We start from the raw sequence: 13,432 nt of genomic DNA on the forward strand, positions 1-13,432 counted from the left end.
TTTTTCTATGATCGCTTAAACGTTAAACAGGAAGTTGAGTACATCGCCATCTTTCACGATGTATTCTTTGCCTTCGGCGCGCATCTTGCCGGCTTCTTTCGCGCCCTGCTCGCCCTTGTAGGTGATGAAGTCATCAAAGGCAATGGTCTGGGCACGGATGAAGCCGCGCTCGAAATCGGTGTGAATCACGCCGGCGGCCTGAGGAGCCGTATCCCCTTTGTGAATGGTCCAGGCACGAACCTCTTTCACACCGGCGGTAAAGTAGGTTTGCAGCCCCAGCAGCTCATAAGCCGCGCGAATCAGACGGTTCAGGCCGGGCTCTTCCAGGCCCAGCTCTGCCAGGAACTCGGCCTTGTCGGCGTCCTCGAGTTCGGCAATGTCAGATTCGATGGCAGCACAGACGGCAACCACAGGCGCACCTTCTGATTTTGCCAGTTCCGTTACGCGATCCAGCAGCGGGTTATTTTTGAAACCGTCTTCTGCGACGTTGGCAACATACATGGCCGGTTTGATAGTCAGCAGGCACAATGGCTTGATCAGTGCTTTATCTTCTTCTGACAAGCCTGCTGAACGGGCAGGCTTGCCTTCATTCAGATGCGGTAGCAGTTTTTCCAGGATGGCGACCAGTTTCTGTGCGTCTTTATCACCGGACTTGGCTTTTTTCGAATCACGGTGGATGGTACGCTCGACCGCGGTCAGGTCGGCTAGCGCCAGCTCGGTCAGAATCACTTCGATATCAGAGATCGGGTCTACCTTGCCAGCGACGTGAACGATGTTGTCATCTTCAAAACAACGCACCACGTTAACGATGGCATCCGTTTCACGGATGTTGGCCAGAAACTGGTTGCCCAGCCCTTCCCCCTTGCTGGCACCAGCCACCAGACCGGCGATATCCACGAACTCCACAATGGCGGGGACGACACGCTGCGGATTGATGATGGCTGACAGTTGATCAAGCCTTGGGTCCGGCACCTCGACCACACCTACGTTAGGTTCGATGGTACAGAAAGGATAGTTTGCAGCCTCGATACCCGCCTTGGTTAACGCATTAAACAGGGTGGATTTTCCGACGTTAGGCAAACCGACGATACCGCACTTTAGACTCATGTTTGAAGACCTATTTATCTGAATTTTTTACATTTATTGCTATAAAAGCACCTGTTTCCATTCTGGCAACAGGGAGAATGCCGAGATTGTACACTGCCAAACGCAGTATGGGCAGGCAAAAAAAGATGGCGAGCCACAGGCTCGCCAAGTTCTAGTACAAAGGATATCAAATTTTCTGCGACTGGCATTGCCAGTTCTCTGCTTCTTACTCTGCTGTTGTACGCAGTTTTTCGCTACGGCCGCGCAGCCATTCCAGCGTCAGCAGCATCACCACCGAGAAAGCGATCAGGATGGTTGCAACGGCAGCAATCGTCGGGCTGATGTTTTCACGGATACCACCAAACATTTGCCGTGGCAGTGTCGCCTGTTGCGGACCCGCCAGGAACAGGGTCACCACCACTTCATCAAATGAAGTCGCGAACGCAAACAGGGCACCGGAAATCACGCCAGGGGCGATCAATGGCAACGTAACTTTAAAGAACGTGGTCAGCGGGTCGGCACCCAGGCTGGCCGCTGCACGGGTCAGGTTGCGGTTGAAGCTCTGCAGCGTGGCCGTCACGGTAATGATCACGAACGGAACGCCCAGTGCGGCGTGCACCAGAATCAGTGACAGGTAGCTGTTGGACATGCCCAGCGGTGCAAAGAACAGGTATGTCGCCACACCGACAATCACCACCGGCACCACCATTGGGGAGATCAGGGTACTCATCAGCAGTGACTTGAAGCGGAACTCGGCACGGGTCAGGCCAACAGCTGCCATGGTGCCCAGTGTCATCGCGACCAGTGTAGCCGCAGGCGCCACGATCATGCTGTTCTTCAGCGAGCGCATCCATTCGGCCGAGGTGAAGAAGTCCTGATACCAGCGCAGGGAGAAACCTTGCAGCGGATAGACCAGGAACGAGCCGCCGTTAAATGATAGCGGCACGATCACCAGAATTGGCAGAATCAGAAACAGAACCACCAGGGTACACAGGATACGGAAAGCCCAGTACCAGATACGTTCAACGGGTGTCGCGTATGGTTGCAACATGAGAGCCTCCCTATTAACCCAGACGCAGGCGGTTTGCACCTACCAGCCAGCTATAAACGATGTACAGAATCAGTGTGGCGCCAAACAGCAGGCCGCCCAGTGCCGTTGCCATACCCCAGTTGATGGTGGTGTTGGTGTAGAAGGCAACAAAGTAGCTGACCATCTGATCATTCGGGCTACCCAGCAAGGCAGGCGTAATGTAGTAACCAATGGACATGATGAACACCAGCAAACCACCTGCAGCCACGCCGGCCACGGTTTGCGGGAAGTACACTTGCCAGAAGGCGGCAAACGGATGGCTACCCAGCGAAATGGCGGCACGCAGGTAACTTGGGGAAATCCCTTTCATCACGCTGTAGATCGGCAAAATCATGAATGGCATCAGGATGTGCACCATGGAGATATACACACCGGTACGGTTAAACACCAGTTGCAGCGGCTGATCAATGATGCCCAGATGGATCAGGGTGCTATTGATGATACCGCCGGATTGCAGCAAGACGATCCAGGCAGCAACACGCACCAGTACCGAGGTCCAGAATGGCAGCAGCACGCAGATCATCAGCAGGTTGGACTTGCGGGTTGGCAAGGTCGCCAGCAGATATGCTACCGGATACGAGAACACCAGACACAGGATGGTCACGACAAAGCTCATCCACAGGGTACGTGCAAACACGTCCAGGTAAATGGCTTGTTCAGGTTCGGCCGCGACAATCTGACCTTGTTCGTCAATACGGTGGTCCAGTGAGGCCAGCAGATAATACGGGGTATAGGCAGAGGCGTTACGGCGAATCACCTGCCAGTAGGTCGGATCGCCCCAGCGCTCGTCCAACTCTGTCATGGCCGCTTTCACGGATGCCGGCTTCGGATCGAAAGGCAAGGCACGCGCGGTCTTGTTGATCAGGCTGCGGTAGCCTGGCAGTTCGGTGTTCAGGCGCTTGCCCAGGTCGCCCATGGTCTGGTTGTCATAGGCTACTTGCAGGTCGGCAATCAGCGACTGGTAGACGTCTTCGGCAGGCAGGCCTTTACCGTCCCAGTGCGAAATCGCAGCAGAGGTTTTTGGCAGGGTATCGTGCACTTCGGGGTTATCCACGCTCTTTTTGAGCATGGCCACCAGTGGCACGATAAATACCAGAATCAGAAAGATGGCCAATGGTGCAATCAGCGCCAGTGACTTGATCCGGTTCATCCGTTCTGCACGGTGTAACTGGGTCTTGAGGGGTACACCGTCAACGGTGAGAATGGGCGCCTGAGGCGCAGCACTCGTGGTCATTTCTTTTTCTCCAGTGCGTTTTGTCTGTTACTTACCAGCCAACCAGCTGCTAAAACGCTTTTCCAGCTTGTCACCATATAAAGCCCAGAACACGACATCCAGCGGAATGCCCTGGACCATGTTTTCAGGCGAGGTGGGTAAATCACCCTGAATCTTCTTGTTTACCAGACTGACGGCATCGTACTGTGTCGGGCCGTAAGTCATCATTTCTGCAAAAGCAGCCTGGCGCCCGGGTTTCAAGGAGGCCTCGATAAACTTGAGTGCGGCATCCTTGTTGGGAGAACCCTTGATGATCGCCCAGCTGTCAAAATCATAAATCGAATCACGCCAGACCGTTTTTAGCGGACTACCCTTGCGTCGGGCCAGCGAAACTCTGCCGTTATAGGCGGTACTTGCAACGACCTGACCGCTTTGCAACCATTGCTGCGGCTGGTCACCAGCTTCCCACCACTGGATATAGGGGCGGAGCTGCTGCAATTTTTTAAACGCACGATTCTGGCCTTCCGGTGTTGGTAGCAGACGATAAACGTCTGTCGGTTTTACACCATCTGCCATCAGCGCAAATTCAAGATTGTATTTGGCACCTTTGCGCAAGCCCCGTTTACCTGGAAACTTGCTGACATCCCAAAACTCTGACCAGGATGACGGTTGAACGCCCTGGTTCTTGACAGCCATCACCGTAGACCAGACAAAAATGCCTGCACCACAATGACTTACTGCACCAGGCACAAAACTGGATGCATTACCCAGCCTTGACCAGCTCAACTTTTCATACAACCCTTCTTCACAGCCGCGCAGCAACTCGGGAGATTCGACTTCCACGATATCCCAGGCCGGTACATGGGTGTCTTTGGCCTGCTTTACCTGTGCGATATCGCCGTTGTAATCGGCAGGAATCACCTGCGTACCTGATGCAGACTGAAAAGGCGTATAAAAAGCTTTTGCCTGTGCTTCTTGGTTGGCTCCCCCGAACGAGACGATGGTCAATGAACCTGCACTTGCCAGCTGCAACCCTGAAAATACCAGTGCTGCCGTCAATGCCTGCCGAGTTAACCTTGACCTCATCCGAGGGGTCCTTTTTACAAAAGACCGCCCTCACATGAGGGCGGGATTGCACACGCAATCAGAGGGGAACTTATTTAGAAGCCCATGCGTTGAAGCGCTGTTCCAGAGACTCACCGAAGTCAGCCCAGAATACAGTGTCAACACCGACAGCACCCTTGATGTTCTTAGGTGATGTTGGCAGGTCAGCAGCAACGGCTGGTGCCAGCAGTGCAACGGCTTTCTTGTTAGAAGGACCGTAAGAGATGTTCTCTGAGTACACTTTCTGGTTAGCTGGCTGGCTAGCAAAACCGATGAACTTCATGGCTTCGTCTTTGTTTGGGCTACCCTTTGGAATGGCCCAGTAGTCGAAGTCGTACAAGCTACCGTTCCAGACCACTTTCAGGTTTTTACCTTCTTTGGCAGCGGCAGAGATACGGCCGTTGTAGGCAGAGCTCATCACAACGTCGCCAGAAGCCAGGAATTGTGGTGGCTGAGCACCGGCTTCCCACCACTGGATGTTAGCTTTCAGCTGGTCCAGTTTCTTGAATGCACGGTCAACGCCTTTTGGTGTAGCCAGTACTTTGTAAACGTCTTTTGCAGCAACACCGTCAGCCATCAAAGCGATTTCCAGGGTGTACTTGGCGCCTTTACGCAGACCACGTTTGCCTGGGAATTTTTTGGTGTCCCAGAAATCAGCCCAAGATGTTGGTGCTGTTTTCAGTTTGTCTGCGTTGTAGGCCAGTGCGGTAGACCATACAAACACGCCAACGCCACATTGCTGAACGGCACCTGGCACGAAGTCGGCTTTGTTACCGATCTTGCTGTAATCCAGCTTTTCGAACATGCCTTCGTCACAGCCGCGAGCCAGTTCTGGAGATTCAACTTCTACAACGTCCCAAGACACGCTCTTGGTGTCTACCATGGCCTTGATTTTGGCCATTTCACCGTTGTACTCGGATGCAATCACGTTGATGCCCTGAGCCTTGATCGGGGTGTAGTAGGCTTTTTCCTGAGCAGCTTTGTTAGCGCCACCGAAAGAGATCACGGTGATGTCTTTGGCAGATGCAGACAGTGCCATGAAAGCAACACCAGCAGCCAACACGATTGGTTTAATACGTACGTTACTCATTTAACTCGCTCCTCACACAAAAATTGGTTTGCGTTACAGCATCAAATTTAAATAAATCGACAACTCAAAACTCTGTGACCAGGTGGCAGTATGAAAGCTGCTACCCCGCCGCGTCTGGCAGTCCCCAGACAAGGATTACAGCGGGTCGAGCGCCCGGGCATGATCCATCGCCCAGCCAATCGGCACCACATCACCCACTTTTAGCTTATCGTCCAGACGGGCGATCGGCATTTTCACGACGAAGTCTGTCTCGCCACAAACTTCCATCCGGATGCGCACATGGTCACCCAGATATACAAACTCACACACACGACCACTAAAGCGGTTGGTACAAGACTCGCTGTCATTGTTCAGCAAGATGCGCTCAGGCCGGATAGAGATAGACACCGGCTGGCCGATTTCGCCCACGTTCACCTGTTTGGCTTCGATCACTTCGCCGTGCTGCAGGCGTACCTGGCAGCTGTTGCCGTTGGCACTTTGCAGTACACCATTCATGCGGTTGTTTTCACCGATGAAGTTGGCCACGAAAGAACTGGTCGGTTCTTCATACAAGGCACGCGGTGCGTCGATCTGCTGAATGTCACCGTTGTTAAATACAGCCACACGGTCACTCATGGTCAATGCTTCGCTCTGGTCATGGGTCACGTACACCACGGTAACGCCCAGGCGCTCGTGAATGTGCTTGATTTCCATCTGCATGTGTTCACGCAGTTGTTTGTCCAGCGCGCCCAGCGGCTCATCCATCAGCACCAGTTGCGGTTCAAACACCAGTGCACGGGCCAGTGCCACACGTTGCTGCTGGCCGCCAGACATCTGGCCTGGGTAACGGTGTGCAAACTTGTCCAGCTGCACCATGCCCAGCACTTTCTTCACCTTCTCGTCCACCACGCTGGCGCTCAGTTTGCGCACTTTCAGCGGGAAGGCCAGGTTCTCTGCCACAGTCAGATGCGGGAACAGGGCGTAGTTCTGAAACACCATGCCGATGTTGCGCTTGTGCGGTGGCACATTATTCAATGTGCGTTCGCCCAGGCGGATTTCGCCGGCAGTCGGGGTTTCAAAACCGGCCAGCATCATCAGGCTGGTGGTTTTGCCGGAACCAGATGGTCCGAGCAGTGTCAAAAATTCTCCGCGCTGAATATCCAGATTCAAGTTTTTGACGATGAGACTTTCACCGTCGTAACTTTTCTGTACGTTGCGGAAGCTGACTAGGATGTCTTTTGATGTGTCGGACATGATTGATCCATCCGGTTAGTAATGGATCGTATGATGCGCTTTGTTTTGGGGTAGCAATATCAGTGGTCGCGGATTTTCACTTAGGGAAAAGTCCTATTTCTTTGTAGGGTTTTCCCTACAAAGAACAGTCACCCGAAGATTTATGTAGTCAAAATGTAGTTTTAACTGACGATTAAGTCATTGAAAAGCAATACAAATCCGAACACATCAGGCGACAACAAACATGCAACCGCCATGGTATTACCCATCCATGCCTGATACGACGCTCAGGCAGACTATGGGGAAAAATCAGCCGATTTTTTTGCGGTAATTGATTCACAGCCGCGCTTCATGATGATGCGCACCGAGAAAAAAGAAAGCCGGACACCTGACAACAGGTGTCCGGCATGACAGAGGAGTCGGTACAACAGGCCGATGGCTTAGTGGAAGAGCTGGTTTTCCAGTGCGTAGCGGACCAGCTCGGCATTGGAGGTGACCCCCAGCTTTTGCATGATCCGTACCTTGTGCGTACTGACGGTTTTGGAGCTGATGGCCAACTGTTCGGCAATATCGTTCAGGTGCGCCCCCTTGACCAGACGCTCGAATACCTGGAGTTCACGCTCTGACAAGGCCGAATGCACCGGTTTGTCACTGGATAAACCCACCTCAAACACCAGACGGTCTGCCAGTTCTGGCTCGATGTAACGGCCGCCTGCCGCCACCTTGCGGATGGCGGCCAGCAACAGCGCAGGGTCGCTATCCTTGGTGGTATAGCCCGAAGCGCCATTCTTGAGCGCACGGGCAGCAATTTGAGCCTCGTTATGCATCGACAGCATCAAGATGGCCGGGGACGAAGCCATGGCCTTGATGCGCGGAATCACTTCCACGCCGTTGCAGTCCGGCATCGAAATATCCAGCAGCAATACGTCGCATGGCGTACTTCTTACCCGCTCCAGCACCTCAGAGCCGTTCGTCGCCTCGCCGACAACAGACAGATCTGGTGCCAAGCCGATCAGTTGCTTGAGCCCTTCCCTGACGATCTTGTGGTCATCTGCAACAATTACCCTAATCATGACGTGTATGCTCCATCGTTAGCGGGACTTTAACGGTCAGTACCGTCCCTTGTCCCAGGCGGCTTTCAATCAGGAAGCTGCCGCCCATCATCTCTACCCGCTCGCGTATACCGATCAAGCCAAAAGAACGCTCTTCAGAAGCGTGCCCAGGATCAAAGCCTTTGCCGTCATCCGCGATGGTCAGCGTCAAGCCTGTCGGCGTCATCGCCAAATCAATACGGACGCTACCGGCCTCGGCATGTCGGGCAACATTGGTCAGCGCCTCTTGCACAATACGAAACAGCGCCGTCGCCTCGCTATCGGCCAGCTCCGGCAACCCGGGTGGCAAAGTGACCGCGACCGGAATCACAAACCTGGCTTCAAACCGCCGGGCGTACCATTCAAGCGCTGCTGGTAACCCCAGGTCCAGCACCGGGGGACGTAAAGCGGTTGCCACATTGCGTACCATCTGGATGGTCTGGTCGATCAGCTTCTTCATGCTGGACAGTCGCTCTTGCAAACCCGGGGTCTGGCTGGCAAATGCCAGCTCGCACATCGAGGTTTCCAGTTTCAGCGCCGTCAGAACCTGCCCCAGCTCGTCGTGCACTTCCCGGGCAATACGGGCCTTTTCCTCTTCCCGCACGGTTTCAAGGTGAACCGACAGCTCTCTCAGGCGTGCACTGGTTTCCGCCAGAGACAATTCGTTGCGCTTGTTCTCGCTGATGTCCCACAAGGTACCGTCCCAGACGATGGTATCACTGCTCAAGTGCCGCATACTGGCCTTCAAGTCCACCCAGCGGACCTGCTGATTATCCGTCAGCATCCGGCCCTGCCAGTGCCAGTCGGACAAGTGGCCCTTGGCAGATGCCCAGCTGAGCTCAAAGCTCGCCTTGTCTTCCGGATGGACAAAGCGGCTGATATCGAGCTGGCTGTGATGAATTTCTTCCGGGCTATAACCTAGCAATGCAAAACTGGCTTCCGAAAGATAGGTGAGGGAAACCTGCTTGGTGTCGGTGCGTTTTTCCAGCTGGAACACGACACCGGGCACATTGGCTGCAATGCCTTTAAACCGCTCTTCACTGTTGCGTAATGCCTGCTGGATACGCTGGCGCTCGGTAATGTCCGTGACAAAGCACACCACATATTCGTTTTCTGTCCAAGCCAGATAACTGGCGGTAACTTCGACCGAAATAGTACCACCCCCTTGCCGGGCCAGCGTGCTTTCAAAGGCCGAGGACTGCTGCTGGCGCATCTGGTGCCAGAAATCCAGCCACAAATCGACCGTGAACCCGGGCATCAGGCGCTGCAGGGTCAGGTTGGTCAGTTCCAGGCAGGTAAAACCAGTCAGACTGGCGGCCGCCTGGTTCACATATTGTATGCGTCCATCCCAATTCACCTGAAAAATGCCGACGGTGGCGTGGTCTACCGTGAACTGGGTTTGGGACAACTGGGCTGTCATTTCATGGCGGTCCAGCAAATCCTGCTCCAGCTGCAGCAACTGCTGCTGTGACTGACGGCGTAAGCGGCGGTTGACCAGCGTCAGCCAGGCCATCCACAACGCCAGCAAGAACAAGCCAGCAGTGATCAGGCCCCAGAAAATGCGGCTGTCCAGCAGTTGAGGCTGGGGTGGCAGCATCCATTTGTTATACAGCACCCGCATGTCGGTATCCGGCACGCTTGCAATTGCCTTGTCCAGAATGTGGGCAAAATCAGGCCAGTCGGAACGCACGGCAATACGCATCAGCGAGTTGTAGCCGCTATCCCCAATCATCCGCAAACGGGCATAGGCAATCTGCCGGATCAGGAAGGTACTCTTGCCCTGGTCCAGCACGGCAATGTCGGCTTCGCCACGCACGACAGCTCCGGCCACCTCGGCCTCGGTTGCGTAGGTTTGCTGCGGCAAAATCGGGTAATTGCGTGTCAGAAAAGCCGAGACCGGTGAACCGGCCACCACCGCCAGGCGAACATCGTACAAATCTTCCAGAATGCTTTCGCCGTGATAGTCATTACGGACTAGCAACTTGTTGGACAACCGCAGATAGGGGTCCGAAAAAATGGCGTATTTCAGGGCATCCGGCGTTTGCTGCGCAGGCAGGGTAAGGTCAATTTCGTGAGACCTGAACGCACTTTCAAGTGCCTCTGGTGATTCATACCATTTGGGCTGCAGGTGAATACCCAGCTGGCGTTGCAAGGTCACCAGAAAGGCCGGCGAGTACCCCAGCAGCGTCCCGGTCCTCGGATCAATTTGCGCGTGAGGCGGGTTAGTGACCAGCCCGACGTGAATCACCGGGTGCGCCGTCAGCCAGGCAGATTCTGCACTGTTCCAGACCGGTGCGGCGCTCGCCATCCGCCCAACGGCTGACAACCACAGGATGCACAGAATAAACAAAAAACGCTTCATGGAGTCCCAGCACAGCTTCAGATAACCCGATTGTGCCAGAGGCGACCCGATATGGACAGCAAAAGCCCGGTGTCAGCCACATGAAAAAGCCCCGCAATGGCGGGGCTTTGATCACGGACAAACCTTGCGAGACCGTCAGTCGGCTTCATCCATCCAGTTCAGCTGGATGGCTTCCAGAATCTTTTCGCCGCAGTGACCTTCAACATCATCAAAGCCAGGCAAGGCCATGACCCAATGCATCAGATCGGTAAAGCGCACGGATTTCGGGTCCACATCCGGATGCGTATCTGCCAGCGCAATGGCAATTTCACGGGAATCAGTCCATTTCATGTTAATGCCCCTCTTTTGCGTGGTTCAGGCTGTATTTCGGGATTTCGATCACGATTGGCGTGTCACCGATTTTGGCCTGACAGGACAAACGGGACTGTGCCGTCAATCCCCAGGCACGGTCCAGCATGTCGTCTTCATCTTCCGTCGTATCGTTAAGAGAGTCAAATCCCTCTTTCACGACCACATGGCAAGTCGTACAGGCGCACACCTGGCCACAGGCGTGGTCAATATCAATGTCCTGATCCAGCAAGGCATCACAGATGGTTGTGCCGGGTGCTGCCTCGATCACGGCACCGGAAGGACAGATTTCTTCGTGCGGTAAAATGGTAATTCGGGTCATGGTTTTATCCTAATTCTGACAGTTTCTGGCCAGACAGTGCTTTACGAATACTGGCGTCCATCCTGCGGGAGGCAAATTCATCGGTCACGCGTGAGGCCTCGTCGGAGGCCTGGCGAATGCGGGCTTCATCCTGGGCGGCGATCGCCGCACTCAGTTGCTGCAATGCCTGATCGATGATGCCGCGTTCATCCGCGTCCAGCAGAGCGTCGCCGTCTTCTGCCAGGGCCGCCTGGGTAGCTTCTATCAGGCGGGTTGCGTCCACAGTTGCTTCCGACAAGCGACGTGCCGCCATGTCATCCTGCGCGTGCTCGATACTGGATTTCAGCATGCGGGTAATTTCATCATCCGTCAGGCCGTAGGCCGGTTTGACCACCACGCTGGACTGGACGCCACTGGTCATTTCCATTGCGGTAACGGACAGCAGGCCATCGGCGTCCACCTGGAACGTCACCCGGATCCGCGCAGCACCCGCAGCCATCGGCGGGATGCCCTTCAGGTCAAAGGTCGCCAGGGACCGGCAATCCTTGACCAGCTCGCGTTCGCCTTGCAGCACATGCACCCGCATGGCGGTCTGGCCATCCTTGAAAGTGGTAAATTCTTGCGCACGTGCCGTCGGAATGGTGCTATTGCGCGGAATGATTTTCTCGACCAGTCCGCCCATGGTTTCCAGCCCGAGCGATAGCGGGATCACGTCCAGCAGCAGCCATTCGTCACCGGACTTGTTTCCGGCCAGCACATTCGCCTGAATGGCTGCCCCCAGCGCAACCACTTTGTCCGGGTCCAGATTATTGAGCGGCGGTTTGTCAAAGTATTGGGCAACGGCATGTTGCACGTGAGGCATACGAGTCGAGCCTCCCACCATCACCACACCGTCGATCTGGTCTGTACTGAGACCGGCATCTTTCAGGGCCTTGCGGACCGGCATCAGGGTTTTATCCACCAGATGGCGGGTCAGGTCAAAATAGGTTTGCTGGGTCAGTTCGACATTGATGGGAGAACCGTCTTCCAGTACGGCTGCAATCTGGGTCGACAGCTTATCCGTCAGGGCTTCCTTGGCCTCCCGGGCTTTCTGCTGCAACAAGCGGCTATCGCGTCCGCCCAGCTGGGACAGCCCGGCCTGCTCCAGCAGCCAGCAGTAGATACGGTGGTCAAAGTCATCCCCGCCCAGAGCAGAATCACCACTGGTAGCTACTACTTCAAATACACCGCGCGTCAGGCGGAGAATCGACACATCAAAGGTACCGCCGCCCAGATCATAAACAACAAAGGTACCTTCCGACGCATTGTCCAGTCCATAAGCAATGGCCGCAGCCGTAGGTTCGTTCAGCAGGCGCAGGACATTCAGACCCGCAAGGCGAGCTGCATCCTTGGTTGCCTGGCGCTGCGCATCATCAAAGTAAGCCGGCACGGTGATCACGGCACCCACCAGTTCACCGCCCAACGAGGCCTCTGCCCGCTCGCGCAGGTTGCGCAGAATATCGGCAGAGACTTCCACCGGGCTTTTCTGCCCGCACTTGAGTTTGAACTGCACCATCCCGGGTGCATCGACAAAGCGGTATGGCAAATGTTCGGTCTGGATATCCTTCAGGCCACGCCCCATGAAGCGCTTGACGGACACCAGCGTATCTTGTGGCTCTTTAGCCTGCATGGGCACGGCTTCAAAGCCGACCAGCGCCTTATCCTCGGCCGGGTAGTACACCACAGAAGGCAGCAAGGCGCGTCCCTGCTCGTCCGGCAGTACCACAGGCATGCTGCTGCGTACAGTAGCCACGAGCGAATTGGTCGTCCCCAAGTCGATACCCACTGCCAGTCGGTGCTGGTGAGGAGCGGCACTCAGGCCGGGTTCGGATATTTGTAACAGCGCCATACAGGTATTGCCTTACAAAAAATGACGCCGGGTTGTCCCGGCATGGTTTACTGATACAAAACGAATTCTTGTACCGTTATGGGATCATGACTGGATGATCCGCAACGTTCATACAGATAACACTTTAGCCGATGGCATCCAGTGCATTTTCAATTTCTTCGTCCAGCTTGTGCAGAAATTTCAGTTTTCTGACCAGCAACGCCGCCGCTGCAAGATCCTGCTCCTGATCAATCGTGGAGCCAAGCCGGGATAACATGGCATTCATTTCTGACTGCAAGCGTGAAGACAAACCTGACAGGGCCGGCACGGATTTGCTGCTGACAGCTTCTGCCAACTCTTCCCGCCATTCCATCTGCGCCATCAGGAAATCTACCGGCATGGAAGTATTGGACTCCAGCTCCGGGTCCACCCCACCCAGTTTCAGCAGGTATTCTGCACGCGCCAATGGTTTTTTCAGGGCCTGATAGGCTTCATTTGCCAGTGTAGCCCATTGCATGGCAACGCGCCGCTCGGCCTCCGACGCCATGGCAAACCGGTCAGGATGCACCTGGCTCTGCACATCACGATAGGCACTGTCCAATTGTTGCAAATCTACCGCATACGATTGCGGCAGATGAAACAATTCAAAGAAATTGGTATTCATTGTG

General features: G+C 54.8%; 12 protein-coding genes. All 12 read right to left on the minus strand.

What is annotated here, in order from left to right:
• Positions 1 to 15: 15 nt before the first annotated feature.
• Positions 16 to 1,107 carry a redox-regulated ATPase YchF gene (gene ychF / locus F552_RS0113630; protein WP_026182723.1) on the minus strand — a complete coding sequence of 364 codons (1,092 nt, stop codon included), beginning with the start codon at positions 1,105 to 1,107 and terminating at the stop codon, positions 16 to 18.
• Positions 1,108 to 1,312: 205 nt separating this feature from the next.
• A complete protein-coding gene (locus tag F552_RS0113635; RefSeq protein ID WP_018152304.1) occupies positions 1,313 to 2,137 on the minus strand; it encodes an ABC transporter permease in 825 nt (274 codons plus the stop codon).
• 13 nt (positions 2,138 to 2,150) lie between these two features.
• Entirely contained in the window at positions 2,151 to 3,410 is a 1,260-nt protein-coding gene (locus tag F552_RS0113640) for an ABC transporter permease (protein ID WP_018152305.1), read from the minus strand.
• Positions 3,411 to 3,437: 27 nt separating this feature from the next.
• A complete protein-coding gene (locus F552_RS0113645) occupies positions 3,438 to 4,475 on the minus strand; it encodes an ABC transporter substrate-binding protein (RefSeq protein WP_033375651.1) in 1,038 nt (345 codons plus the stop codon).
• Positions 4,476 to 4,545: 70 nt separating this feature from the next.
• On the minus strand, positions 4,546 to 5,583 hold the full coding sequence (locus F552_RS0113650; RefSeq protein WP_018152307.1) for an ABC transporter substrate-binding protein: 1,038 nt from the start codon (positions 5,581 to 5,583) through the stop codon (positions 4,546 to 4,548).
• A gap of 135 nt (positions 5,584 to 5,718) precedes the next feature.
• Positions 5,719 to 6,816: an ABC transporter ATP-binding protein gene (locus F552_RS0113655; RefSeq protein WP_018152308.1), complete on the minus strand. Its 1,098-nt coding sequence runs from the start codon at positions 6,814 to 6,816 to the stop codon at positions 5,719 to 5,721.
• Positions 6,817 to 7,235: 419 nt separating this feature from the next.
• Positions 7,236 to 7,868: a response regulator gene (locus F552_RS0113660; protein ID WP_018152309.1), complete on the minus strand. Its 633-nt coding sequence runs from the start codon at positions 7,866 to 7,868 to the stop codon at positions 7,236 to 7,238.
• A complete protein-coding gene (locus tag F552_RS0113665; protein WP_018152310.1) occupies positions 7,861 to 10,248 on the minus strand; it encodes a PAS domain-containing sensor histidine kinase in 2,388 nt (795 codons plus the stop codon). Before F552_RS0113665 ends, F552_RS0113660 begins: the two co-directional genes overlap by 8 nt.
• Positions 10,249 to 10,383: 135 nt before the next feature.
• A complete protein-coding gene (gene iscX, locus F552_RS0113670; RefSeq protein WP_018152311.1) occupies positions 10,384 to 10,578 on the minus strand; it encodes a Fe-S cluster assembly protein IscX in 195 nt (64 codons plus the stop codon).
• 1 nt (position 10,579) lies between these two features.
• A complete protein-coding gene (gene fdx / locus F552_RS0113675; RefSeq protein WP_018152312.1) occupies positions 10,580 to 10,918 on the minus strand; it encodes an ISC system 2Fe-2S type ferredoxin in 339 nt (112 codons plus the stop codon).
• Positions 10,919 to 10,922: 4 nt separating this feature from the next.
• The gene (hscA, locus tag F552_RS0113680; protein WP_018152313.1) at positions 10,923 to 12,785 is read right to left on the minus strand and encodes a Fe-S protein assembly chaperone HscA; all 1,863 of its coding nucleotides are present in this window, start codon (positions 12,783 to 12,785) and stop codon (positions 10,923 to 10,925) included.
• Between the two features lie 124 nt (positions 12,786 to 12,909).
• Positions 12,910 to 13,428 carry a Fe-S protein assembly co-chaperone HscB gene (gene hscB, locus F552_RS0113685; RefSeq protein WP_018152314.1) on the minus strand — a complete coding sequence of 173 codons (519 nt, stop codon included), beginning with the start codon at positions 13,426 to 13,428 and terminating at the stop codon, positions 12,910 to 12,912.
• Positions 13,429 to 13,432 lie beyond the last annotated feature (4 nt).

The sequence above is a fragment of the Leeia oryzae DSM 17879 genome, assembly GCF_000376945.1.
Taxonomy (GTDB): Bacteria; Pseudomonadota; Gammaproteobacteria; order Burkholderiales; family Leeiaceae; genus Leeia; species Leeia oryzae.

Coding starts and splice junctions, on each gene's coding strand:
- ychF (WP_026182723.1), bottom strand. CDS start 1,107: ATGAGTCTAAAGTGCGGTATCGTCGGTTTGCCTAACGTCGGAAAATCC.
- F552_RS0113635 (WP_018152304.1), bottom strand. CDS start 2,137: ATGTTGCAACCATACGCGACACCCGTTGAACGTATCTGGTACTGGGCT.
- F552_RS0113640 (WP_018152305.1), bottom strand. CDS start 3,410: ATGACCACGAGTGCTGCGCCTCAGGCGCCCATTCTCACCGTTGACGGT.
- F552_RS0113645 (WP_033375651.1), bottom strand. CDS start 4,475: ATGAGGTCAAGGTTAACTCGGCAGGCATTGACGGCAGCACTGGTATTT.
- F552_RS0113650 (WP_018152307.1), bottom strand. CDS start 5,583: ATGAGTAACGTACGTATTAAACCAATCGTGTTGGCTGCTGGTGTTGCT.
- F552_RS0113655 (WP_018152308.1), bottom strand. CDS start 6,816: ATGTCCGACACATCAAAAGACATCCTAGTCAGCTTCCGCAACGTACAG.
- F552_RS0113660 (WP_018152309.1), bottom strand. CDS start 7,868: ATGATTAGGGTAATTGTTGCAGATGACCACAAGATCGTCAGGGAAGGG.
- F552_RS0113665 (WP_018152310.1), bottom strand. CDS start 10,248: ATGAAGCGTTTTTTGTTTATTCTGTGCATCCTGTGGTTGTCAGCCGTT.
- iscX (WP_018152311.1), bottom strand. CDS start 10,578: ATGAAATGGACTGATTCCCGTGAAATTGCCATTGCGCTGGCAGATACG.
- fdx (WP_018152312.1), bottom strand. CDS start 10,918: ATGACCCGAATTACCATTTTACCGCACGAAGAAATCTGTCCTTCCGGT.
- hscA (WP_018152313.1), bottom strand. CDS start 12,785: ATGGCGCTGTTACAAATATCCGAACCCGGCCTGAGTGCCGCTCCTCAC.
- hscB (WP_018152314.1), bottom strand. CDS start 13,428: ATGAATACCAATTTCTTTGAATTGTTTCATCTGCCGCAATCGTATGCG.